The organism is Leclercia sp., from assembly GCF_036780805.1.
Classification (GTDB): domain Bacteria; phylum Pseudomonadota; class Gammaproteobacteria; order Enterobacterales; family Enterobacteriaceae; genus Enterobacter.
Genome location: NZ_DAIQCE010000001.1, coordinates 538,616 through 561,224 on the forward strand (window position 1 = coordinate 538,616; position 22,609 = coordinate 561,224).

Sequence of the window (22,609 nt, forward strand, 5' to 3'; positions counted from 1 at the left end):
GCATGAACACATTTTTTAAGCTCACCGCGCTGGCTGGCCTGTTTGCGATAACAGGCCACGCTTTCGCTGTGGACGAGATTACGCGTGTCGATCAAATTCCGGTACTGAAGGAAGAGACTCAGCACGCAACGGTCAGTGAGCGCGTCACCTCGCGCTTCACCCGTTCGCACTATCGTCAGTTCGACCTGGATAAGGCCTTTTCGACAAAAATTTTCGACCGCTATCTGAACCTGCTGGACTACAGTCACAACGTCCTGCTGGCGAGCGATGTCGAACAGTTTGCCAAAAAGCAGTCTGAGGTTGGCGACGAGTTACGCAGCGGCAAGCTGGACCTGTTCTACGACCTGTATAACCTGTCGCAGAAACGCCGTTTCGAGCGCTATCAGTATGCGCTTAAGGTGCTTGAACGTCCGATGGACTTCACGGGTAACGACACCTTTAATCTTGACCGCAGTAAGTCGCCGTGGCCGAAAGATGAAGCCGAGCTGAATGCGCTGTGGGACAGCAAAGTGAAGTACGATGAGCTGAGCCTCAAACTCACCGGTAAAGATGAGAAAGAGATCCGCGAAACGCTGACCCGCCGCTACAAATTTGCCATTCGTCGCCTGGCGCAAACCAACAGTGAAGATGTGTTCTCGCTGGCGATGACCGCCTTCGCGCACGAAATCGATCCGCACACCAACTATCTCTCTCCGCGCAACACCGAGCAGTTCAACACCGAAATGAGCCTTTCCCTTGAAGGGATCGGTGCGGTGCTGCAGATGGACGACGATTACACCGTGATCAACTCCATGGTTGCCGGTGGCCCTGCCGCCAAGAGCAAGGCGATTAGCGTAGGCGATCGCATTGTGGGTGTGGGTCAGGTAGGCCAGAACATGGTCGATGTTATCGGCTGGCGTCTGGATGATGTGGTTGCCCTGATCAAAGGGCCGAAGGGCAGTAAAGTCCGTCTGGAAATTCTGCCTGCCGGTAAAGGCACCAAGACCCGTATCGTTACCCTGACCCGTGAGCGTATCCGTCTGGAAGATCGCGCGGTGAAAATGTCGGTGAAAACCGTAGGTAAAGACAAGGTCGGCGTGCTGGATATTCCTGGCTTCTACGTAGGCCTGACGGACGACGTCAAGGTTCAGCTGCAGAAGCTAGAAAAACAAAACGTTAAGAGCGTGATTATCGATCTGCGTACCAACGGCGGCGGTGCCCTGACGGAAGCGGTTTCGCTTTCGGGCCTGTTTATTCCGTCCGGTCCGGTGGTACAGGTACGCGACAACAACGGTAAAGTGCGTGAAGACGCCGATACCGATGGCGTTGTTTACTACAAAGGCCCGCTGGTGGTGCTGGTCGATCGCTTCAGTGCTTCGGCATCGGAGATCTTTGCCGCCGCCATGCAGGATTACAGCCGCGCATTGATTGTGGGCGAACCGACCTTCGGGAAAGGCACGGTACAGCAGTATCGTTCCCTGAACCGCATTTACGATCAGATGCTGCGCCCGGAATGGCCGGCGCTGGGCTCGGTACAGTACACCATTCAAAAGTTCTATCGCGTGAATGGCGGCAGTACTCAGCGTAAAGGCGTGACTCCGGATATCATCATGCCGACAGGCACTGAAGAGACGGAAACCGGCGAGAAGTTCGAGGATAACGCGCTGCCGTGGGATAGCGTAAATGCTGCCACCTACGTGAAGTCGGGCGATATGACTCAGTTTGGTCCGGCGCTGTTGAAGCAGCATGACGATCGCATCGCCAAAGATCCTGAGTTCCAGTACATCGTGAAGGACATTGCCCGTTTCAATGCCCTGAAAGCGAAACGCAATATCGTCTCTCTGAACTACGCTCAGCGTCTGAAAGAGAACGAAGAGGACGATGCAACACGTTTGGCGCGTATTAACGACCGCTTTAAACGTGAAGGTAAACCGCTCCTCAAAAAACTGGACGACCTGCCGAAGGACTACCAGGAGCCCGATCCGTATCTTGATGAGACGGTGAAGATCGCCATTGACCTGGCGCAACTGGAAAAAGACCATCCTGTCGGCGACCCCGCCCCGGCAAAATAACCCTCAAACAGGCACAAGAAATTGTGCCTGTTTTTTTGTTAACCGCATCCTGCCGTCAGCCAGTCATTTCATTATGTAAAGTTGTGTCTTTCTGGTGACTTACGTCGCGGCAATCCTTGAAAATATGCGGAATACCCATACGATGTGGGTAATCGCATAGTGCGTTTTGTTAAACTGAGGTTAAAAGAATATTATGATGCGAATCGCGCTCTTCCTGCTCACCAACCTTGCGGTCATGGTGGTCTTCGGGCTGGTACTTAGCCTGACAGGAATTCAGTCGAGCAGCGTTCAGGGCTTGTTAATCATGGCGCTGCTGTTTGGTTTCGGTGGCTCCTTTGTCTCGCTGCTGATGTCCAAGTGGATGGCGCTCAAGTCCGTGGGCGGCGAGGTTATTGAGCAACCGCGTAACGATATGGAACAGTGGCTGATGACCACCGTTGCCAACCAGTCCCGCCAGGCGGGTATTGCCATGCCGCAGGTCGCGATCTATCACGCGCCGGATATCAACGCCTTCGCCACCGGAGCGCGTCGTGACGCCTCTCTGGTAGCGGTCAGTACCGGCCTGTTGCAGAACATGAGCCGTGACGAAGCCGAGGCGGTTATTGCCCATGAGATCAGCCACATTGCCAACGGCGATATGGTAACCATGACCCTGATTCAGGGCGTGGTGAACACCTTCGTTATCTTTATCTCGCGTATTCTTGCGCAGATTGCCGCAGGCTTTATGGGTGGCGATCGCGAGGAAGGAGAATCCAGTAACGGCAACCCGCTGATCTACTTTGCGGTCTCCATGGTGCTGGAACTGGTGTTTGGTATCCTGGCGAGCATCATCACCATGTGGTTCTCCCGTCACCGTGAGTTCCATGCGGATGCGGGCTCAGCCAAACTGGTGGGCCGTGAGAAGATGATTGCCGCGCTGCAACGTCTGAAAACCAGCTATGAGCCGCAGGAAGCCTCCAGCATGATGGCGTTCTGCATCAACGGTAAATCAAAATCGCTGAGCGAGCTGTTCATGTCCCACCCACCGCTGGACAAGCGTATTGAAGCGCTGCGTAGCGGCGAGTACCTGAAATAACGGCTTCGTATCGCAAATAAAAAGCGCGTCCCTGGACGCGCTTTTTTTATGCCTGCGAACGTGGCTGCGTTATCCGCAGCCCGCTGATGATGGCCGCGACGGTAGCCAGCGTGCCGGCAGTCAGCAGCGCCAGATGCGTGCCGCTTTGCCCGGCCAGGTTGAACATCAAGGCCACCAGCGCCGCGCCGGTACTTTGCCCCAGCAGGCGGGCGGTCCCGAGCATGCCGCTCGCGCCGCCGCTGCGATGGCGCGGAGCGGCGGTAATGATAGTGTGGTTATTTGGCGACTGGAACAGACCAAAGCCCGCCCCACAAAGCACCATCCGCCAGATAATATCCAGATCGTGCGGTGCCGCGGGCAGCAGGGCGAGGGCGAACAGACCGGCCGCCATTATCACCATCCCCAGCGCCCCCAGCAGTCCCGCATGCACCCGCTCAATCAGATAGCCTGCCAGCGGTGCCATTACCATGGTAGCCAGCGGCCAGGGCGTTAACAGCAGACCCGTTTCCACTTCCGAGCGGCCAATGACGCTCTGCAGGAAGAAGGGCAGGGAGACCAGGGCCAGCATCTGCGCGCAGAAGGAGCATATCGAGGTGCAGATGGAGAGGGAGAAGAGCGGAATACGCAGCAGATCCACCGGCAGTAACGGCACCGGCAGCGCCAACTGACGACGCACGAAGAAGAAGCCGATCGCCAGCAGCGCCACGACCTCGGCGGCAATCAACGTCAGCGATTGCCCCTGGGCGAAACCGCTCAGGGCGGTGATTAGCAGGCCAAAGGTGAGGGCGTTCATCACCGCGCTCGGCAGATCGAATTTAGGCATGCTGCTTTTTGGCCCGTTGGCGGGTAAATAGCGCAGGGCGAACAGCAGCGCCACGATCCCCAGCGGGACGTTAATCAGGAACAGCCACTGCCAGGAGGCCACCGAGAGGATCGCCGCGGCGATTGTCGGGCCTGCCGCCGAGGAGACGGCGACAATAAAGGAGTTGATCCCCATCCCCCGGCCCAGATGCCGATGCGGGTAGATAAGACGAATCAGCGCGGTATTGACGCTCATCAGCGCCGCGCCGCCAAACCCCTGAACAATGCGCGCCAGCGTCAGGGTGTGCAAGGTGTCCGAAAGGGCGCAGAACAGGGAGGTGAGGGTAAAGACCACCAGTCCGCACTGATACACCCGGCGGTAGCCAAACATGTCTCCCAGGAAAGAGAACGAGAGTAGCGAGATGACAATCGCTATCTGATAGGCGTTAACGATCCAGATCGAACTGGCAGGCGAGGCATTCAGGTCGCTGGCGATGGTCGGCAGGGCGACGTTGGCGATGGCGCCATCCAGCACGGCCATGGAAATACCGATGATAATGGTCGCAATGGCACCATAGCGCTGCGGTAAAGGCAGGCCATCTGTGGAGATTTTTGTCATGAGAATGAATCAGAAGCACGGGTTATTATTAACAGGGTAACGATATTATCACTGTTATTTCGGTTATATGTCGCAGATTTGTAACCAGGTAAGCCAGGATTGATTGCAGCAATGCGGCGGCGAATTTATAATAAAAACCGGTTCTGAATTTTATAAAACACTTGCGTTGAGGTGATTAATGGCAATCGCGGATTTGGATAAACAGCCAGATTCTGTTTCTTCTGTGTTAAAGGTGTTCGGCATCCTGCAGGCGCTTGGCGAAGAGCGCGAAATTGGTATTACTGAGCTGTCCCAGCGTGTGATGATGTCAAAAAGCACCGTTTACCGCTTTTTACAGACCATGAAATCACTGGGTTATGTTGCTCAGGAAGGCGAGTCTGAGAAGTACTCCCTGACCCTGAAGTTATTTGAACTGGGCGCGCGCGCGCTGCAGAACGTCGATCTGATCCGTAGCGCGGATATTCAGATGCGCGAACTCTCTCGTCTGACGAAAGAGACGGTGCACCTGGGTGCGCTGGATGAAGACAGCATCGTCTACATCCATAAGATCGACTCCATGTATAACCTGCGCATGTATTCACGCATTGGCCGCCGCAACCCGCTGTACAGTACCGCTATCGGTAAAGTCCTGCTGGCATGGCGCGACCGCGAAGAAGTGAAGCAGATCCTCGAGAACGTCGAGTACAAACGCAGCACTGAACGCACCATCACCACCACTGACGAGCTGTTAACGGTGCTGGATAAAGTGCGTGAGCAGGGTTATGGCGAAGATAACCAGGAGCAGGAAGAAGGCTTGCGCTGCATCGGCGTACCAGTATTCGACCGTTTCGGCGTGGTGATTGCCGGCCTGAGTATCTCCTTCCCGACGCTGCGTTTCTCGGAAGAGCATCTTCACGAATACGTGGAAATGCTGCACACGGCGGCGCGGAAGATTTCTGAGCAGATGGGTTACAACGACTATCCGTTCTGAGTTATTCCTGCATAAAAAAACGCTGCCTGATGGCAGCGTTTTTTATGTCCGGGATCAGCCGTTATCGACCACTGTCTCGCTCTTTCGCAGCAGCGGGCAGCGTGAGAGACCGATAATGCCGCTGTCAGAATGAATATACTGCGCAGTGCTAAACCCGCGTGCGGTGAGGTACTGGCACTGGATACCCAGCCCGCCAGCATTCTCTTTACTGCCCGTCAACACGCCGTAGCCTGCGAGCAGTAAGCCCGTCCAGATCAGGGCTATAACAATCAGTGTGCGAATAAAAAAGCGCATTATTGCCTCATTTTTTTGATGACTGTCGCTTAGCGTAACCGATACAGTCGCGTTAACAAGCCTATGATTCCGAAAGGCCGATCTTCACGTTACAGTTAGGCATGGTTTAAGTTGTGCATGATAACCTGGCATCAGGCAGTTATGGGACGGAGAGTGGAGTGAAAAAAATACGCTGGGTAATTCTGGTGCTGGTATTGGTGGCCTGTGTGTTGCTCTGGACGCAGACCATCAATGTGATGTGCGACCAGGATGTACAGTTTTTTAGCGGTATTTGTTCTATCAATAAGTTTATCCCCTGGTAACAGGCATTTTTATCGCAAATGATTTCCTTCCTTAACGCGAGTGCTAGAATGGGCGTTTTTATTGGGGGGTGAAATGGGTGAGTTAGTGAATTCCGGGATGCTTAATGTGGCATCTCTGGCGATTTCGGTGGTATTGCTGATCGTGGGGCTGGTGCTGTGGTTTTTCGTCAACCGAGCAAGCTCCCGTTCCAATGAGCAAATCGAACTGCTGGAAACATTAGTCGATTTGCAGAAACGACAGAACGCGCTGCTGCGCCGCCTGTGCGAAGCCAATGAACCGGAAGAGAAAGAAGCACCAAAAGCGGCAGAAGAGACGGCTGACAGCCAGGACGATGACTTTATTCGTCTGGTAGCCGAACGCTAACCAGTCAGGGGAGGTGAGTATGGCCTGGAGCAATCCCTGGTATAACGCCTCCCTCGCGCATCACACCCCGCAGGGTTTCCGCAATCCAAATAACGCTGAGCATCAACCCGGCGATGTCGAACGCTGGCAGAAAGAACGAAAAGCCGCCGGTCTGCCAAAACCGCCCGAACAGGGCTACGACCAGTTTATTCGTCAGTGGTGGCAGCCTGTCACCTTCAATACCGATGATGAAGACGGCGTCTGGTTTCTGGGACATGCCAGCCTGCTGCTGCGCCTGAACGGAAAATACATTCTCACCGATCCGGTGTTTTCCCGCCGCGCCTCCCCGGTGCCCTTTGCCGGGCCGATCAGAAAAACGCCCCCGGTGATGAGCGTTGCGGCGCTTCCGCCACTGGATGCGCTGGTCATCTCCCATAATCATTTTGATCACCTCGACTCCGCCACGTTCCGCCAGCTTCTGCGGCGCTTCCCGCAGCTGACCATTTTCGTGCCGTTAGGCCTGGGGGAGTGGTGTCATCGTCGCGGGGCAAAACAGGTTGTCGAACTGGACTGGTGGCAAAGCTATACCTTCGAAGGGCTGGGGTTCACCGCCGTCCCGGCACAGCACTGGAGCATGCGCACCCTGTGGGATCGTAACCGCTCGCTCTGGTGTGGCTGGGTGTTTGAGGGGCAAAACCAGCGCTTCTGGTTCAGCGGTGATACCGGCTACACTCCAGAGCTGCTGACCATTGCGCAGCGGCTGGGAAAACTGGATACCATTGCCATACCCGTCGGTGCCTATGCTCCCCGCTGGTTTATGTCGGTGCATCATATGGATCCGCAGGCGGTGGTGGCGCTCTGGCAACAGCTGGGCATGCCTCGGGCGATCCCGATCCACTGGGGCGTGTTTGAGCTGGCGGATGAGTCGCTGGATGAACCGGTCAGAGAGCTTGCTCAGGCGTTGACGGATTTATCGCTGCCGGGCGACAACTTTCAGCCCTTACGTATTGGTCAATATTTACCCATATAAACTATTCTTTGTTCGTTCAGTATTTATTCCTTATTAAACCGACGCCGATCATATTTTATTTTAATCGAAACGTTTTGATTGCTTTTTTTTGAGCAATGTTCATAAAAATATCATTATTTTGCCGCATGGCGACAATCAACGTTGCGGTGTATATAAGTTAAACAAGCGAAGCGCCAGATGTTGTTTTTTTTCAAAGAAACAAATGCCTGCCGTTGCGATAAAATCAGCATAACTTCTTACCAAATGTTCTAACGGAAATAACTGCCGCACGAAATCGGCCTCGCTTGCTGGACGACATGAAGTTATTGGTCTAAGGTAAAAAAGTCTTTGATAACAGCGTCTACCCTGACGGTTACTGATCGAGCAACATACGGGCTATGTATACACGTAAGTGCATTACTGTGCAGATTGTGGCAAATCAGTCCCTGAATTTGTGCGGCTGATCGAGACACGTTTAAAAATGGCTTGCCATTATTTAAGTTGTGTGTGATAACACGGTTTGGGTCAAACGAGGTACAGTTCTGTTTATGTGTGGCATTTTCAGTAAAGAAGTCCTGAGTAAACACGTTGTCGTTGAATACCGCTTCTCTGCCGAACCTTATATTAGTGCCTCATGCAGTAATGTCTCAGTTTTATCTCAGTGAATGCCCGCGGGCTAAGAAAACATTCTAAGGAATTTTGCAAATGGCAAAGATTAAAGGTCAAGTTAAGTGGTTCAACGAGTCTAAAGGTTTTGGTTTCATTACTCCTGCTGACGGCAGCAAAGATGTGTTCGTACACTTCTCTGCAATCCAGGGTAACGGCTTCAAAACTCTGGCTGAAGGCCAGAACGTTGAGTTCGAAATTCAGGACGGCCAGAAAGGTCCGGCTGCTGTTAACGTAACCGCTATCTGATCGAACCCCTGCCTTGTCTGAAGCGTTCCGACGTTTCAGTTGCAGAGATAAAGCCTCGCGTATGCGGGGCTTTTTAATGCAATCTTTTCAAAGTGTTACCATCAACGTTTCTGTTTGCAGTTTGTTGCAAAGCTGCGAGAGTATTAGCATTGTTTTCCCCCTCAGGTTGCAAATTTGCCGTTAAATCAGGGCGTTGTTATTCAGCCCTGGAGCCCTGGTGAAAAAGAAACCCGTCAATCCCGCAGCAAACTTCACCCCGTTACGTTTTGCCCTTCTCTGTCTGGCCATTTTGGGTAGTCTGGTCTTCCTGTTAGGGCGCGTCGCCTGGCTGCAGATTGTAAAACCGGATCCACTGGTCAAGCAGGAGGATATGCGCTCGCTGCGGGAAGTCGCGATTAACGCCCCCCGAGGGATGATTGTCGACAGGGAAGGGCGACCGCTGGCGGTGAGCGTGCCGGTGCAGGCGGTATGGGCCGATCCGAAAACGGTGCTGGCAAAAGGCGGGGTCGGGTTTGACGATCGCTGGCAGGCGTTAGCCAACGCCCTGCATCTGTCGCTCACCACCCTTTCCGCGCGGATTAACAGCAATCCGCAGGGACGTTTTATCTATCTGGCCCGCCAGGTGGATCCTGCCCAGGCCCAGTGGATCGACAAACTCCATCTGCCGGGTATCAGCCTGCGCGATGAGTCCCGACGTTTCTACCCGGCCGGACACGTGGCGGCCAACCTTATCGGTTTTACCAATATTGACGGGCAGGGCATCGAAGGGATCGAGAAAAGTTTTAATGCGCAGCTGACCGGCAAGCCCGGCCTGCGACGCGTCCGTGAAGATCGCTACGGGCATGTGATCGAGAACATTACCGAAGTCCCACCAGTTCCTGCGCATAACATTCAACTGAGCATTGACGAGCGGCTGCAGACGCTCACGGAGGATGCGCTGGACAATGCCGTGGCGTGGAATAAAGCGGAGTCGGGCGCGGCGGTACTAATCAACGTGCAGACCGGGGAGATCCTGGCGATGGCCAGCTTCCCGGATTTCAACCCGAATAACCGTGACGGTGCCACCCTGAATGATTTTCGTAATCGCGCTATCAGCGACACCTTTGAACCGGGCTCCACCGTCAAGCCGCTGGTGTTGATGACTTCGCTGCAGCAGGGGCTGGTGCAGCCGGACAGCGTTATCGACACCCACCCCTACACCCTGGCCGGACATCGCATCCGCGACGTCGGTTACTACCCGGAGCTGACGCTGACCGGCATCCTACAAAAATCGAGCGACACCGGCGTGTCCCGCCTCTCGCTGGCGATGCCGATCCAGCGGCTGCTGGATACCTATCACGGGTTCGGTTTTGGTCGCTCTACCGGCCTCGGACTAACCGGGGAGAGCAGCGGTCTGTTGCCTGAGCGTAAGTTCTGGAGCCAGCTGGATCGCGCCACCTTTGCGTTTGGTTATGGCCTGATGGTTACGCCGCTCCAGCTGGCGCATGTCTATGCCACCATTGGCAGCTATGGCCTGGAACGCCCGCTCTCCATCACCCGCATCGACCCGCCGGTCATCGGTACCCAGGTGATGCCTGCCCCAATTGTGCAGGAGGTGGAACACATGATGGAGAGCGTGGCACTGCCGGGAGGCGGCGGGGTCAAGGCGGCGGTGCGTGATTACCGGGTGGCGGTGAAGACCGGTACAGCGAAAAAAATCGATGACGGCGGCAACTATGTCGATAAATACGTGGCCTATACCGCGGGCGTCGCGCCGGCCAGCCGTCCGGTGTTTGCCCTCGCGGTGGTGATCAACGATCCGCAAAACGGTGCCTATTACGGCGGGGCGGTATCGGCACCGGTGTTCAGCCAGATTATGGGCGACGTGCTGCGCATCGAAAACATCAAGCCTGATGGCTTACCGGCCGATTCCAGCCATCTCATTGTAATGCGTTAAGGCCGTTTTATAGCGGGGCGATTAGCGGTACACTTTCGCCCTTTATGATTGTCCGGAGTTCCCATGACATTCTGCTGTCCTCTTTGCCACGCGCCCCTGACGCACACGGATAAAAGTTACGCCTGCCCGCAGGGGCATCGGTACGATATGGCGAAAGAGGGCTATGTCAATCTGCTCCCGGTGCAGCATAAGCGTTCCCGCGATCCGGGCGACAGCGCGGAGATGATGCAGGCCCGCAGAGCTTTTCTCGATGCCGGCCATTATCAGCCCCTGCGCGACGAGGTTGCCGGTAAGCTGGCAGCATTACTGCCTGAAGGGGTGACATCGATCCTCGATATCGGCTGCGGAGAAGGGTATTACACCGCCGCCTTTGCCGATACCGCACAGGAAAAGGGTGCCGCGACCTTTGGTCTGGATGTCTCTAAATCCGCCATTCGTGCCGCGGCCAAACGCTATTCACAGGTCACCTTTTGCGTGGCGTCCAGCCACCGTCTGCCGTTCGAAGAGCGCAGCATGGATGCGGTGATTCGCATCTACGCGCCCTGCAAAGGCGAAGAGCTGGCCCGGGTGGTGAAAGAGGGCGGCTGGGTGATTACCGTCACGCCGGGCCCGCGTCACCTGATGGAGCTGAAGGGGCTGATTTATAGCGACGTCCTGCTGCATGCGCCGCACTCAGAGCAGCTGGCAGGTTTTGCGCTCCGGGAGGAGCAGTCGCTGGCGTATAACATGTCCCTGAGCGGAACTGAGGCGGTGGCGCTGTTGCAGATGACGCCGTTTGCATGGCGGGCAAAACCGGAGGTGTGGGAGACGCTGGCAAAGCAGGAATACTTCAGCTGCCAGACAGATTTTAGCATCCACTGCTGGCAGCGCGTCGGTTAACCGGCGAAGTGGCTCCACATGATTTGAGCCCCGATACCAATCAATACCACGCCGCCGAGGATCTCGGCGCGTTTCCCTAACAGCGGGCCGATAAAGCGGCCAACCATCATCCCGAGGGTGGACATGATTAAGGTCGCGCAGCCAATGGCCAGCGCGGTGGCAATGATGTTCACCTGAAGGAACGCCAGCCCTACGCCGACGGCCATCGCATCAAGACTGGTGGCAATGGCGGTAGTGACCAGCAGCCAGAAGCCGTGACGCTGAACGGGCTCGTCTGCATCAACATCGTTACGAATGCCTTCGATAACCATACGTCCGCCGAGGAAAGTCAGCAGGATAAAGGCGATCCAGTGGTTCCACTCCAGTACGAACTGGCTGGCGAGCATCCCCAGACCCCAGCCGATCAGCGGCGTCAGGGTTTCGATAGCACCAAAGATAAGACCGGTACGCAGGGCTTCGGAGAACTTAGGTTTATGCAGCGTGGCGCCTTTACCCATGGAAGCAGCAAATGCATCCATAGACATACCAAAGGCCAGAAGAATTGTTGCAGAGAGGTTCATTAGCGCGTCCAGACCGGGAATATCCATATGACACATCACTGCCCCCAGTAAACAGCAGTTGATGCGTCTATGGTCTCGCCTGATCGTGCTGCCTGACGCAGAAACAATCCGTACGTGCCACGTTTTGCAACGAGTATGTTGACACGTACATTTCCGGCATGCCGGAAATCGGCTACTCCCCAACGACGGGCGCAACCTTAACATATTTTGAGAAGTTAAAACAACAACCTGAATGTATTATTTGACTGGCTGTTTGATAACGATTTTCATTTAGATTTTGATGTGAAAATAACGTTAATAATATGGCGTGTATTCCCTGAGAAAATATAGCTTTGGCTATAAGACAAAGTAACTTTCTCGTCAAAATATAGCCAATGCTATTATTCTATCTCATTGAGTTTTAACAAGTAATTTGTATATCTTCTCCAGGTCGTCAATATTCTTCACCCGGACAAGCAGACGACGCTGCTCTAATTGCATCACCAGCACGCCGTCTTCCGATAAATTCATCTCTTTAATGCGGTTATATTCTATCCAGACATTGGCGAAAAAGAATCCAGTAGGTTTAAAGATTATTTTCGGCACCCGCATCCAGAACAGATAAAACGCCATTAATGCCAGGGCACATAATAACCATGTGGTTAATAACGCCCCCTGACTCATCACGTTGTTATAAATCAGGATCATCAGCAGGCCGGCAAAGATGACGGCATCAACGCGGCCGCGGCGAAGCAGGGGGATCGTTAGCAACGTCGCGCCGTTGCGGCGGGGCATGATCAATTCGTCGTAGATGGCATACGCCAGAAGGGCAACTATAAAGACAACCAGTACGATGTCCGTGACCGTCATTCATCCTCCGGATAAAAAAAACGGGGGCATTTATGCCCCCGGTGTATTCAATACAACCTTACAGACCCAGCAGACCGATAGCGTAACCCACGATACCGATAACGAAGAAGCCGACGATGATCCACAGCGCATTGACCTTCTTACGCAGCAGCCACATACAGGCGAAGGTTAACAGCAGCGGCACCAGGCCCGGCATCAGCTGGTCAAGGATGGTTTGCACGGTGGTGACGCGCGTCTGACCATCCTGGCCGGTGATGGTAGACACCACCAGCGGGATGTTGACGTGCGTCCACTTGTTCACCAGCGCCCCCATGACAAACAGGCCGAGGATTGACGCCCCCTCAGTCAGTTTCTGCAGGAAGCCGCCGCCCATGTCCTGAACGATATCCACGCCTTTACGGTAGCCGTACGCCACGCCGTAGTAACGGGTTGCCAGACGCACCACGTTGAACAGGATAAAGAACAGCAGAGGACCGAGCAGGCTGCCGCTCATGGCGATACCTGCACCCAGCGCCGCGAAGACCGGACGCACGGTACCCCAGAAGATCGGGTCACCGACGCCTGCCAGCGGCCCCATCAGACCCACTTTGATACCGTTGATGGCACCATCGTCGATCTCGGCACCGTTCGCACGCTGCTCTTCCATCGCCAGAGTTACGCCCAGTACCGGGGCCGCAACGTAAGGATGGGTGTTGAAGAATTCCAGGTGACGCTTAATCGCCTGACGACGCGCTTCGTTGTTTTCCGGGTACAGGCGTTTGATCGCTGGCACCATCGAGAAGCAGAAGCCCAGCGCCTGCATACGTTCGAAGTTCCATGAACCCTGGAACAGGTTAGAACGGATGAACACGCCACGAATATCCCCTGGAGTCAGTTTTTTCTGAGGGGTAGTTTTAGTCATATCAACCATGTCGCTCACCTGCTAGTCCAGTTCGTTATCGAGATCGTTATTACCAGCAACCTGTGCACCACCGGCTACGCGGTTATATTTCGGGCTCAGCTGGATGTAGAGGATAGCCATTACCGCACCAATCACACCCAGTGCCACCAGGTTGAAGTTGGTGAAGGCCGCGGTAACAAAACCGAGGTAGAAGAACGGCATCAGATAGCCTGCGCGCATCATGTTGATGACCATCGCATAACCCACTACCACGATCATGCCGCCGGCAATGTTCAGACCGCCGGTCACGACTTCAGGAATGGCGTTCAGCATGCTCTGAACTTCGCTGGTACCCACAGAAATCGCCACGATGACCGCCGGAATAGCAATACGCATCGCCTGCAGGAACAGGGACGAGACGTGGAGCCAGGAGAGGGCCGTCAGGTTGCCGTTCTCCGCCGCCTTATCAGCCGCATGCTGGAATGCAACGGTGATGGTACGCACGATGATGGTCAGAACCTGGCCTGCCGCCGCCAGCGGGATAGCCAGCGCGATACCGGCACCGATGTTTTGATGGCCGGCGATAACCAGAACGGTAGAAATAATGGAGGCGAGCGCCGCATCGGGTGCAACCGCAGCACCGATGTTCATCCAGCCGAGGGCGATCATTTCCAGGGTACCACCGATGATAATACCGGTTTTCATATCCCCGAGAACGGCGCCGATTAACGTACAGGCAACCAGCGGACGGTGAAACTGAAATTCATCAAGTACGGATTCCATACCCGCTATACAAGCGACGACGAACACCAGCACAATCTGAAGAGTGGTAATCTCCATTGTACTTCTCCTATGACATAAGCTTTATGTGAAAATCAGCGCAGGGTTATTTCCCGACTTTGCCGATCAAATCCATCATTTTCAGTTTCTGGTCGGTGGAAACCTTACGGGCTTCCAGTTCGATACCGCGTGCATTCAGTTTGTTGAAGGCTTCGATATCCTTCTCATCGACTGAAATCGCGTTATTCACTTGGGTTTTACCCTGGCGGAACGCCATACCCCCAATGTTGACGGACTTGATGTTCACGCCGCCTTCGACCACGCGCTCCACGTCGGTCGGATTGGTAAACAGCAGCATGATGCGTTCGCCCGCATATTTCGGGTTGTTATAAACACGGATCATTTTGGCGACGTCCACCACGTGTGCGGTCACGCCCGGTGGAGCTACCTGGGTAAGAAGGGTTTTACGGACCGTATCGGCGGCCACTTCATCGCTCACCACGATGATGCGCTGAACGTTGGTCTCTTTGGTCCAGCGTGTCGCCACCTGGCCATGGATCAGACGGTCGTCGATACGCGCAAGGCCAATCTGCATGTAATCGTTCGGGCCCATCGGCTTAAGCGGGGCAGCGGGTTTCGCCGCGGCAGCAGCCACCGGGGCAGGTTTTGCAACCTCGACCGGTTTCGCTTTTAGCGCTTTCACGCCTTCGCGACCGGTTTCGACCGCCAGCGCCACCAGCTCGTCAAAGCTCGGGTTGTCGTCGCGTGCCATCAGGGTCTCAACCAGCATCGGAATATTGACCCCGGCGACCACCTCGTGCTGCTCTTTATCGACCACAATGCGGCTGGCGGCGTTAAACGGGCTGCCACCCCATGTGTCAACAAGGAACAATACGCCGCTGCTGGTATCCAGTCTGGACAGTTGAGCCGTGTATTTCTCTATCAGTGTCTCGGCGTTTTCACCGGGAACGAAATCGATCCAGCCGACGTTTTCCTGTTCGCCTAAAAGCATTTCTGCGGTTTTAAGTAACTGCTCTGCAGCCCAACCATGTGTGCCTATAACAATAGCAATAGTCACTTGCTACCTCCTTTTATTATCGTTAATGCCCATAACGAGTCAGGACATTAGTGATCTTCTTCGAAAGAACGAATCGATTCAGATAAGGGTTAGAGTTCAATTAACGAATTCTTACGCGATTTATTTTAGACAGTGAAAAAATAATTTATGTGATGAAGATCCGTAATTTAGCCTAAGCCAATGAGATATTTCTGTGATCAAAAAAAGCGCTGAAACATCTGTTTGCAAAGGAAAGTAAATCTTTGCCATAAAGCCCAGGTCTCTGATATGTTTAGCGTCCGTTTACTTGTCAGGAGTATTGGGCAGTAGCCCACTGTATGGACCGTCACCGACGCCAGTCACACACCCGGCCAACTCTGGCCAGCCTTACCGGCGATTCGCGCCACTCACTGTTTACGCCTTTTACCGTTTCGCCCGCCTTTGCCGCGGCGCCGTTTAGCCATTCCTTTAGCAGGAGCTTGTCATGGAATTCTTAATGGACCCGCAAATCTGGGTAGGATTGCTCACGCTTGTCGTGCTTGAGATTGTACTCGGCATCGATAACCTGGTGTTTATTGCCATCCTTGCGGATAAACTTCCGCCTAAACAACGTGATAAAGCACGATTAATCGGCCTGTCACTGGCGTTGATCATGCGCCTTGCGCTGCTGTCGGTCATCTCCTGGATGGTGACGCTGACGCAACCGCTGTTCACCGCATTCGACTTCACCTTCTCAGGGCGTGACCTGATCATGCTGCTGGGGGGGATATTCCTGCTCTTCAAGGCCACAACCGAGCTTCATGAACGGCTGGAAAACCGCCAGCATGACGATGGGCACGGCAAAGGCTACGCCAGCTTCTGGGTGGTGGTACTGCAAATTGTGGTGCTGGACGCCGTCTTCTCCCTCGACGCGGTAATTACCGCCGTCGGTATGGTGAATCATCTCCCGGTGATGATGGCCGCCGTGGTCATTGCGATGGCGGTGATGTTGCTCGCCTCGAAGCCGTTGACACGATTCGTCAACCAGCATCCGACCGTGGTAGTGCTCTGTCTGAGCTTCCTGCTGATGATCGGTCTGAGCCTGGTGGCAGAAGGTTTCGGCTTCCATATTCCGAAAGGCTATCTGTACGCCGCAATTGGTTTCTCGATCATTATAGAGATGTTTAACCAGATTGCCCGCCGCAACTTTATTCGCCAGCAGTCGAACCAGCCGCTGCGTGCCCGTACCGCGGATGCGATTTTGCGTCTGATGGGCGGCCGCCGTGAAGCCAAAGCGCAGCAGGACAGCGATAACCATGTCCCGGTGCCGGTTCCGGAAGGGGCCTTTGTGGAAGAAGAGCGCTATATGATCAACGGCGTGCTGTCGCTGGCCTCGCGCTCCCTGCGTGGCATCATGACCCCGCGCGGCGAGATCAGCTGGGTCGATGCCAGCCTGAGCGTGGCGGAAATCCGCCAGCAGCTGCTCTCCTCCCCGCACAGCCTGTTCCCGGTCTGTCGCGGCGAGCTGGATGAGATCATCGGCGTGGTGCGTGCGAAAGAGATGCTGGTGGCGCTGGAAGAGGGCGTGGATGTGGAAGCCATTGCCGCGGCCTCGCCTGCCATCGTGGTGCCGGAGACCCTCGACCCGATCAACCTGCTGGGCGTGCTGCGCCGTGCCCGGGGTAGCTTTGTTATCGTGACCAACGAGTTTGGCGTGGTGCAGGGTCTGGTGACGCCGCTGGACGTGCTGGAAGCGATTGCCGGTGAGTTCCCGGATGCCGACGAAACGCCGGAAATCATTAACGATAATGATGGCTGGCTGGTAAAAGGTACCACCGACCTGCATGCGCTGCAGCATACGCTGGGTCTGGAACATCTGACCAATAACGACGACGATATCGCGACGGTGGCCGGTCTGGTGATTGCCGTTAACGGTCAAATTCCGCGTTCCGGTGATGTGCTTGAATTACCGCCGCTGAAGATAACGATCGTGACCGCCAATGATTACCGCGTTGACCTGGTGCGCATTGTTAAAGAGCAGTCTGCCCACGACGAAGAAGAGTAATCAGGGTAACGACGGCATCATGTTCCCGTTGTGAGGGGGTGGCGGAGGTGAACTCTTCGCCAGCCACTGCGGGAAATCCCGCAACGGCATGGGATGCGCGTACAGGAACCCCTGCAGAATTTCGACGCCGTGCAGGCGAAGATGTCTCGCCTGGTCACAGGTCTCCACCCCTTCGGCCACCAGCTCAATGTTCAGGCGCTGGGCCAGAGCAATAATAATATCCGTCACCGTCGAATTAACGGCATCAGTGCCAATCGCGGCGGTGAAGGATTTATCAATTTTCAGCACTTCCGGATTGAGTTTCTCCAGCCACGACAGCGAGCTGTTGCCGGTGCCGAAATCATCGATCGCCAGCTTGACCCCCTTCTGATGCAGGGCCTCCACAATGTTGTAATCCATCTCCAGCAGGGTTTCGCGCTCGGTAAGCTCAATTACCAGCTGCTGCGCGGGCTTGGCGCTGAACCAGACGCTGTTCAGATCGTGGAGAAGCATCCCGTCGCGAAAGTGTTCGGCCGCGACGTTGATGCCAATATGAAACCCCGACGCGGGCGGGAATATCGCCAGATGGCTGACGGTTTCAATCAGCACATAGCGGGTCAGGGGGACAATCAGGTTGTGCTCTTCCGCCAGCGGGATAAAGATATCCGGGGATATCCACCCCTGCCGCGGGTTATTCCAGCGCAGAAGGATCTCCACCCCCACGCAATCCTGATTTTTGGCATCGATCAGCGGCTGGCAAAACAGCTCAAACTCACCGGCAGCCAGCCCGTAATTAATCTCCCGGGTGAAACTCATGCGGCTGGCGGTGGCAAGCCAGGCGATATAGCCCACCAGCATGGTGAATATCACCGCCAGGGGCAGCTGGGAGGGCAGTTTTCTCAGCGCCAGGTCCGTCGGGCCAGGCCCGTTAACGGTAATGGTGAACGGGAAATTGCTCGAGGCCTGCTGATACACCGTCTCATCGCTGTCAAACATCAGCGCATCCGAGAGCTCGCGCTCATGGTTCAGGTGTTTACCGCCCACGCTGAGGTTAACGTCGTTGATGATTGGCAGTTGGGGCTCCAGCAGCAGCCTGGCAATGAGATCGATATTGACAATCTCCATCACCCCATCGTCACTCTGGCCGGGCACCGGATACCACTGAATAAGCACCGGGCTGCCTTTTAGCAGAGCCTGGTCGGTGGTAAGGAGCAGCAAAGGCTGGGAGGCGGGCAGTCGGGGCTGGAACTCGCTGATGGGAATATCGCGATTACCGAACATACTGGAACAGTAGAGAATACCGTCCTTGATCAGGCCAATCGATCGCACGGTTTGCAGGGAGGCGGCCTGTTTACGCAGTAAAAAATTGACCTCAACGCACGGCAGGCCGATCAGCGGCTGGACCACGTCGCGGCCGGTCTCCAGCGGCTGGAGGATCTTATCCAGCGTCTCGACAGCATGCGACACGAAGGAGACGGTAGATTCCTGATTTAAATTGCGCTGCGAAATAAAGCCAACGGTTAAGGTGCAAACGAGAGTGGTAAGTGACAGCGCCACGCAGACGATAATTCGTTTGCGGCGATAATCGGTAATTATCCTGTGAGCTGTTTGCATGCCACGGCCACCCGAAGAACCACTGGCACCAATGCCCGTGGCAACTCAGGTAGTGTAGTGGGCATTATTTCAGGTAACGAGAAAAGGTCATAAAATTCGCCCATCTGTATCAGATGGGCGAAGGAGGTATGAAAGACGAAAGTTGCAGCGGCTCCGTGAGAGGATTAGTCGCACTGCACCTTGATGGCCAGACCGCCGCGGGAGGTTTCGCGGTATTTGGCGTTCATGTCTTTGCCGGTTTCGTACATGGTTTCGATCACCTTATCCAGCGAGACGCGCGGTTCGCTGGTACGGCGCATCGCCATCCGTGAGGCGTTGATCGCTTTCACCGAGGCAATGGCGTTACGTTCGATACAAGGCACCTGCACCTGGCCGGCAACCGGGTCGCAGGTCAGACCGAGGTTATGCTCCATGCCGATCTCCGCCGCCACGCACACCTGTTCCGGGCTGGCACCCAGCAGTTCAGCCAGACCGGCTGCCGCCATTGAGCAGGCCACGCCCACTTCACCCTGACAGCCCACTTCAGCGCCGGAGATGGAGGCGTTCATCTTATACAGCGCACCCACCGCGCCCGCGGCGAGGAAGTAGCGGATATAGATATCCGGGCTCACCGACTCGATAAAGTGATCGTAGTAGGCCAGTACCGCCGGAACGATACCGCAGGCACCGTTGGTCGGCGCGGTCACCACGCGGCCACCGGCGGCGTTCTCTTCGTTTACCGCCAGGGCAAACATGTTGACCCAGTCGATCACGTTCATCGGATCGTTGGAGTACTTATCGGTCGTCACCAGCATCCGGCGCAGGGCAGAGGCGCGACGCGGCACGCGCAGCGGGCCCGGCAATACGCCTTCGGTGTTAATGCCGCGATCGATACAGGCGCGCATGGTCTGCCAGACGTTGGCGAAATAGTCTTCAATCTCTTTCTTGCTGTGCAGCGCCAGCTCGTTCTGCATCACCATGCCGGAGAGGGACAGGCCGGTCTCATGGCAGTAATCCAGCATCTCTTTCGCCGATTTGAACGGATAAGGCACCTGCACATCACCCGTTGCGTCCTGGCCGAAATGCTCTTCGTCGACAATAAAGCCGCCGCCGATGGAGTAATAGGTTTTGCTGTAGACCACTTTGTCGCCGCTGAAGGCGTGGATCTGCATCCCGTTTTCATGCAACGAGAGGTTGTCGCTGCGAAAACGCATGCCGTCGTCCTGTGGGAAGTCCACTTCCTGCCGGCCATTCGCCAGCAGCAGACGACCGCGCGTTTCCACGTCGCGGATAAACGCCGGAATGGCGTCAATATCTACGGTATCCGGCATATTTCCGGCCAGACCCATAATAATGGCGATATCGGTGTGGTGGCCTTTACCCGTTAACGACAGTGAACCGTAAACGTCCACGGCCACGCGGGTAATGCTGTCCAGTAATCCTTTTTCGACCAGGTCATCGACGAACTGTTTACCGGCCTTCATCGGGCCTACAGTGTGGGAAGAAGAGGGACCAATCCCCACTTTGAACATGTCGAATATACTAATCACTTTAACACTCCTGACAGGGTTACCGGGTTTCCAGTAACGATGTAATAACTTCGCATAGTGTAAGAGGGAAGCCCGCCGTCAGCTCAACTATTCACATGAATTTAACTAATGCCTGGGGCGGATTTAACTAATAGCGGGAGGCGGATCGCAAAGGTGCAAAAAAGCGGCGAATGTAAAGTATAGTCAAGGTTTCAGGCCGATCTGCAGCGCCAGCTCGCGAATAATTCCCGCCGTCATGCCCCAGACAAAATAATGCTGATACCAGGAGAGCCAGACCCGATGATCGTGGCCACGGCGTTGAATATCCAGCGGATGATAACGGCCCAGACGCAGGGCTTCCGCCAGCGGCATTTCGAACACCGACTCCACTTCGTCCACGCTGGCGTGATAGTGCAGATCCGGCGGGATAATGCCCACCACCGGCGTCACCTGAAAACCCGTCACGCTGTCCACCGGAGGCAGAACGCCAATCACCTCGACTTTGTGCGGGGGAATAGCCACCTCTTCCTCGGCCTCACGCAGGGCGGCGGCAATTAACGAGGCGTCGGTGTTGTCCACCGCGCCGCCGGGAAATGCCACCTGACCGGCATGTTTACGCAGCTTCGCCGAGCGCCGGGTCAACAGCAGGCCGGGCTGCTCCCGACGCACCACCGGGATCAACACCGCCGCCTGACGCTGGTTCAACGATGTGCTGTTCACCTGCGGGCGCAGAAGCTGAAAACGCGATAAAAAATGATCGAGGGTCAGGTCGAGGGTATTCACCAGTTAGCACTCCAGTTGTTGCAGAATACGATTCACTTTATCAAAGGTTTCCTGATATTCCGCCGCGGCCTGGCTGTCAGCCACGATCCCGCCGCCTGCGGAACAGTAAATTTGTCCCTCTACCGCCGTCAGGGTACGAATGGTGATGCTGGTGTCCATGCCGCCGCACAGGCTGAGATAGCCGATGCTGCCGCACCAGGCGTTACGACGATGGGGCTCCAGTTCGTCGATGATCGCCATCGCCCGCACTTTTGGCGCGCCGGTGATCGACCCGCCCGGGAAGGCGGCACGCAGCAGATCGCACGCGGTCTGCGTGTGGGGCAGACGCGCGGTAATGGTGCTCACCAGATGATGCACGGCAGGGAAGGGCTCCACCACGAACAGTTCCGGCACCCGCACGCTTCCCGGCTCCGCCACCCGGCCAATGTCATTGCGCATCAGATCGACAATCATCAGGTTCTCAGCGCGATCTTTCGGCGAGGCGGCCAGCTTCTCCGCCTGCTGGCGATCGGCTTCCACATCCGCGAGGCGCGGCAGGGTGCCTTTGATCGGCCGGGTCTGGATGGTGCCCTCCGCCAGATGGATAAAACGCTCCGGCGACAGGCTGAGGATAACCCCCTCTTCAAGACGCAAAAAGGCGCTGAACGGGGCGCGGTTGTTGGCATTCAGCCGGGTAAAGGCCTGCCACTCGTCGCCCTCATAGCGGGCCTGGAAACGCTGGGCCAGATTGACCTGATAGCAGTCGCCGCTGTGCAGAAACGCCTGCACGCGGTCGAATTTCTCATGGTACTCCGCCGCGGTCATATTAGCCTGCCAGTCGGAGGTGAGTCTGAACGCGGGCAGATTGTCGGGTGCGCGTTGTGATTCAAGCCACGCCAGCCGGGCCTCAGCATCGCCATGACAGACCAGCGACACCTGCTGACGATGGTGATCGACCACCACCGCCCAGTCGTACAGGCCCACGGCCATGTCCGCCAGGGTGATATCGCGCCCGGCAAGTTCCGGCAGCTGTTCAAAGCGGCGGCCAAGGTCGTAGCCGAACAACCCCAGCGCGCCGCCCTGGAAGGGCAGGTCCGGGTTCGGCGTGCAGGACAGATTCATATCGTCAATGGCTCGCTGGAGCAGACTCAGCGGGCAGGCGTCAGAGTGAACCCCGTCAATCAGCGTATCCGTCCCGTGGGTCACCAGCGTGGCGCGGGGGTCGGCCACCAGAATGTCAAAGCGGCTGTAGGGGTGATCCGCGTGGCCGGAGTGCAGCAGCATCGCCCACGGCAGATGGCTGATTGGCGCAAACCAGAATTCTGCGGCGTCCGAACGCCAGGGTAATGTCAAAACAGTGGGGGATAACGGGTTCATGGGTG

At 55.7% G+C, this 22,609-nt stretch carries 22 protein-coding genes and 1 pseudogene; 12 read left to right on the forward strand and 11 right to left on the reverse strand.

Annotated features, from left to right (window positions below):
* Nucleotides 1-2 precede the first annotated feature (2 nt).
* Nucleotides 3-2,051 (forward strand): carboxy terminal-processing peptidase, encoded by a 2,049-nt coding sequence (gene prc, locus V7Q49_RS02440; protein WP_333849146.1) that lies wholly within the window; start codon nt 3-5, stop codon nt 2,049-2,051.
* 193 nt (nt 2,052-2,244) lie between these two features.
* Entirely contained in the window at nt 2,245-3,126 is an 882-nt protein-coding gene (htpX, locus tag V7Q49_RS02445; RefSeq protein WP_333849147.1) for a protease HtpX, read from the forward strand.
* Between the two features lie 46 nt (nt 3,127-3,172).
* Here htpX and V7Q49_RS02450 read toward each other — a convergent pair whose 3' ends face one another.
* Complete coding sequence (locus V7Q49_RS02450) at nt 3,173-4,546, reverse strand: MFS transporter (RefSeq protein WP_333849148.1); 1,374 nt, start codon at nt 4,544-4,546, stop codon at nt 3,173-3,175.
* Nucleotides 4,547-4,724: 178 nt separating this feature from the next.
* On the opposite strand from V7Q49_RS02450, the gene kdgR reads away from it, so the two are divergent.
* Complete coding sequence (gene kdgR / locus V7Q49_RS02455) at nt 4,725-5,516, forward strand: DNA-binding transcriptional regulator KdgR (protein ID WP_333849149.1); 792 nt, start codon at nt 4,725-4,727, stop codon at nt 5,514-5,516.
* Nucleotides 5,517-5,570: 54 nt separating this feature from the next.
* Here kdgR and V7Q49_RS02460 read toward each other — a convergent pair whose 3' ends face one another.
* Complete coding sequence (locus V7Q49_RS02460; protein WP_231312098.1) at nt 5,571-5,810, reverse strand: YobH family protein; 240 nt, start codon at nt 5,808-5,810, stop codon at nt 5,571-5,573.
* A 158-nt stretch (nt 5,811-5,968) separates the two neighbouring features.
* Between V7Q49_RS02460 and mgrB the strand changes: the two genes are divergently transcribed.
* The 7 genes and pseudogenes from mgrB to rlmA all read left to right on the forward strand — a co-directional run bounded on the left by mgrB (nt 5,969) and on the right by rlmA (nt 11,194).
* Nucleotides 5,969-6,112 (forward strand): PhoP/PhoQ regulator MgrB, encoded by a 144-nt coding sequence (gene mgrB / locus V7Q49_RS02465; RefSeq protein WP_103180034.1) that lies wholly within the window; start codon nt 5,969-5,971, stop codon nt 6,110-6,112.
* Nucleotides 6,113-6,185: 73 nt separating this feature from the next.
* Complete coding sequence (locus V7Q49_RS02470; protein ID WP_333849150.1) at nt 6,186-6,476, forward strand: YebO family protein; 291 nt, start codon at nt 6,186-6,188, stop codon at nt 6,474-6,476.
* Between the two features lie 19 nt (nt 6,477-6,495).
* A complete protein-coding gene (locus tag V7Q49_RS02475; RefSeq protein ID WP_333849151.1) occupies nt 6,496-7,485 on the forward strand; it encodes an MBL fold metallo-hydrolase in 990 nt (329 codons plus the stop codon).
* 527 nt (nt 7,486-8,012) lie between these two features.
* Nucleotides 8,013-8,157 (forward strand): annotated as a pseudogene (locus tag V7Q49_RS02480) (DUF2627 domain-containing protein).
* 12 nt (nt 8,158-8,169) lie between these two features.
* Nucleotides 8,170-8,379, forward strand: a complete 210-nt coding sequence (gene cspE / locus V7Q49_RS02485; protein ID WP_001062678.1) for a transcription antiterminator/RNA stability regulator CspE — start codon at nt 8,170-8,172, stop codon at nt 8,377-8,379.
* 217 nt (nt 8,380-8,596) lie between these two features.
* The gene (gene ftsI, locus V7Q49_RS02490) at nt 8,597-10,315 is read left to right on the forward strand and encodes a peptidoglycan glycosyltransferase FtsI (protein WP_333849153.1); all 1,719 of its coding nucleotides are present in this window, start codon (nt 8,597-8,599) and stop codon (nt 10,313-10,315) included.
* A gap of 63 nt (nt 10,316-10,378) precedes the next feature.
* A complete protein-coding gene (gene rlmA, locus V7Q49_RS02495) occupies nt 10,379-11,194 on the forward strand; it encodes a 23S rRNA (guanine(745)-N(1))-methyltransferase (protein WP_333849154.1) in 816 nt (271 codons plus the stop codon).
* Here the strand turns inward: rlmA and mntP are convergent.
* The 5 genes from mntP to manX all read right to left on the reverse strand — a co-directional run bounded on the left by mntP (nt 11,191) and on the right by manX (nt 15,341).
* The gene (gene mntP / locus V7Q49_RS02500) at nt 11,191-11,754 is read right to left on the reverse strand and encodes a manganese efflux pump MntP (protein WP_333850472.1); all 564 of its coding nucleotides are present in this window, start codon (nt 11,752-11,754) and stop codon (nt 11,191-11,193) included. The genes rlmA and mntP overlap by 4 nt on opposite strands.
* Nucleotides 11,755-12,144: 390 nt before the next feature.
* Nucleotides 12,145-12,603, reverse strand: a complete 459-nt coding sequence (locus V7Q49_RS02505) for a DUF986 family protein (protein WP_333849155.1) — start codon at nt 12,601-12,603, stop codon at nt 12,145-12,147.
* 58 nt (nt 12,604-12,661) lie between these two features.
* Nucleotides 12,662-13,513 carry a PTS mannose transporter subunit IID gene (locus V7Q49_RS02510; protein WP_039030789.1) on the reverse strand — a complete coding sequence of 284 codons (852 nt, stop codon included), beginning with the start codon at nt 13,511-13,513 and terminating at the stop codon, nt 12,662-12,664.
* Between the two features lie 12 nt (nt 13,514-13,525).
* Nucleotides 13,526-14,323, reverse strand: a complete 798-nt coding sequence (locus tag V7Q49_RS02515) for a PTS mannose/fructose/sorbose transporter subunit IIC (protein WP_333849157.1) — start codon at nt 14,321-14,323, stop codon at nt 13,526-13,528.
* A gap of 46 nt (nt 14,324-14,369) precedes the next feature.
* Nucleotides 14,370-15,341 (reverse strand): PTS mannose transporter subunit IIAB, encoded by a 972-nt coding sequence (gene manX / locus V7Q49_RS02520; RefSeq protein ID WP_142489936.1) that lies wholly within the window; start codon nt 15,339-15,341, stop codon nt 14,370-14,372.
* 317 nt (nt 15,342-15,658) lie between these two features.
* Here manX and V7Q49_RS23495 point away from each other — a divergent pair, with 317 nt between their 5' ends.
* Both V7Q49_RS23495 and yoaE read left to right on the forward strand, forming a co-directional pair.
* A complete protein-coding gene (locus V7Q49_RS23495; RefSeq protein ID WP_442913053.1) occupies nt 15,659-15,817 on the forward strand; it encodes a protein YoaL in 159 nt (52 codons plus the stop codon).
* Complete coding sequence (gene yoaE / locus V7Q49_RS02525) at nt 15,805-17,364, forward strand: CNNM family cation transport protein YoaE (protein WP_333849159.1); 1,560 nt, start codon at nt 15,805-15,807, stop codon at nt 17,362-17,364. Before V7Q49_RS23495 ends, yoaE begins: the two co-directional genes overlap by 13 nt.
* Here the strand turns inward: yoaE and V7Q49_RS02530 are convergent, their stop codons facing one another.
* The 4 genes from V7Q49_RS02530 to pabB form a co-directional block, all read right to left on the reverse strand.
* Nucleotides 17,365-18,957, reverse strand: a complete 1,593-nt coding sequence (locus V7Q49_RS02530; protein WP_333849161.1) for an EAL domain-containing protein — start codon at nt 18,955-18,957, stop codon at nt 17,365-17,367.
* A gap of 164 nt (nt 18,958-19,121) precedes the next feature.
* Nucleotides 19,122-20,486 (reverse strand): L-serine ammonia-lyase, encoded by a 1,365-nt coding sequence (gene sdaA / locus V7Q49_RS02535; protein ID WP_333849163.1) that lies wholly within the window; start codon nt 20,484-20,486, stop codon nt 19,122-19,124.
* A 183-nt stretch (nt 20,487-20,669) separates the two neighbouring features.
* The gene (locus V7Q49_RS02540) at nt 20,670-21,248 is read right to left on the reverse strand and encodes a CoA pyrophosphatase (RefSeq protein ID WP_333849164.1); all 579 of its coding nucleotides are present in this window, start codon (nt 21,246-21,248) and stop codon (nt 20,670-20,672) included.
* A gap of 3 nt (nt 21,249-21,251) precedes the next feature.
* Nucleotides 21,252-22,604, reverse strand: a complete 1,353-nt coding sequence (gene pabB, locus V7Q49_RS02545) for an aminodeoxychorismate synthase component 1 (protein WP_333849165.1) — start codon at nt 22,602-22,604, stop codon at nt 21,252-21,254.
* Between the last annotated feature and the right edge of the window lie 5 nt (nt 22,605-22,609).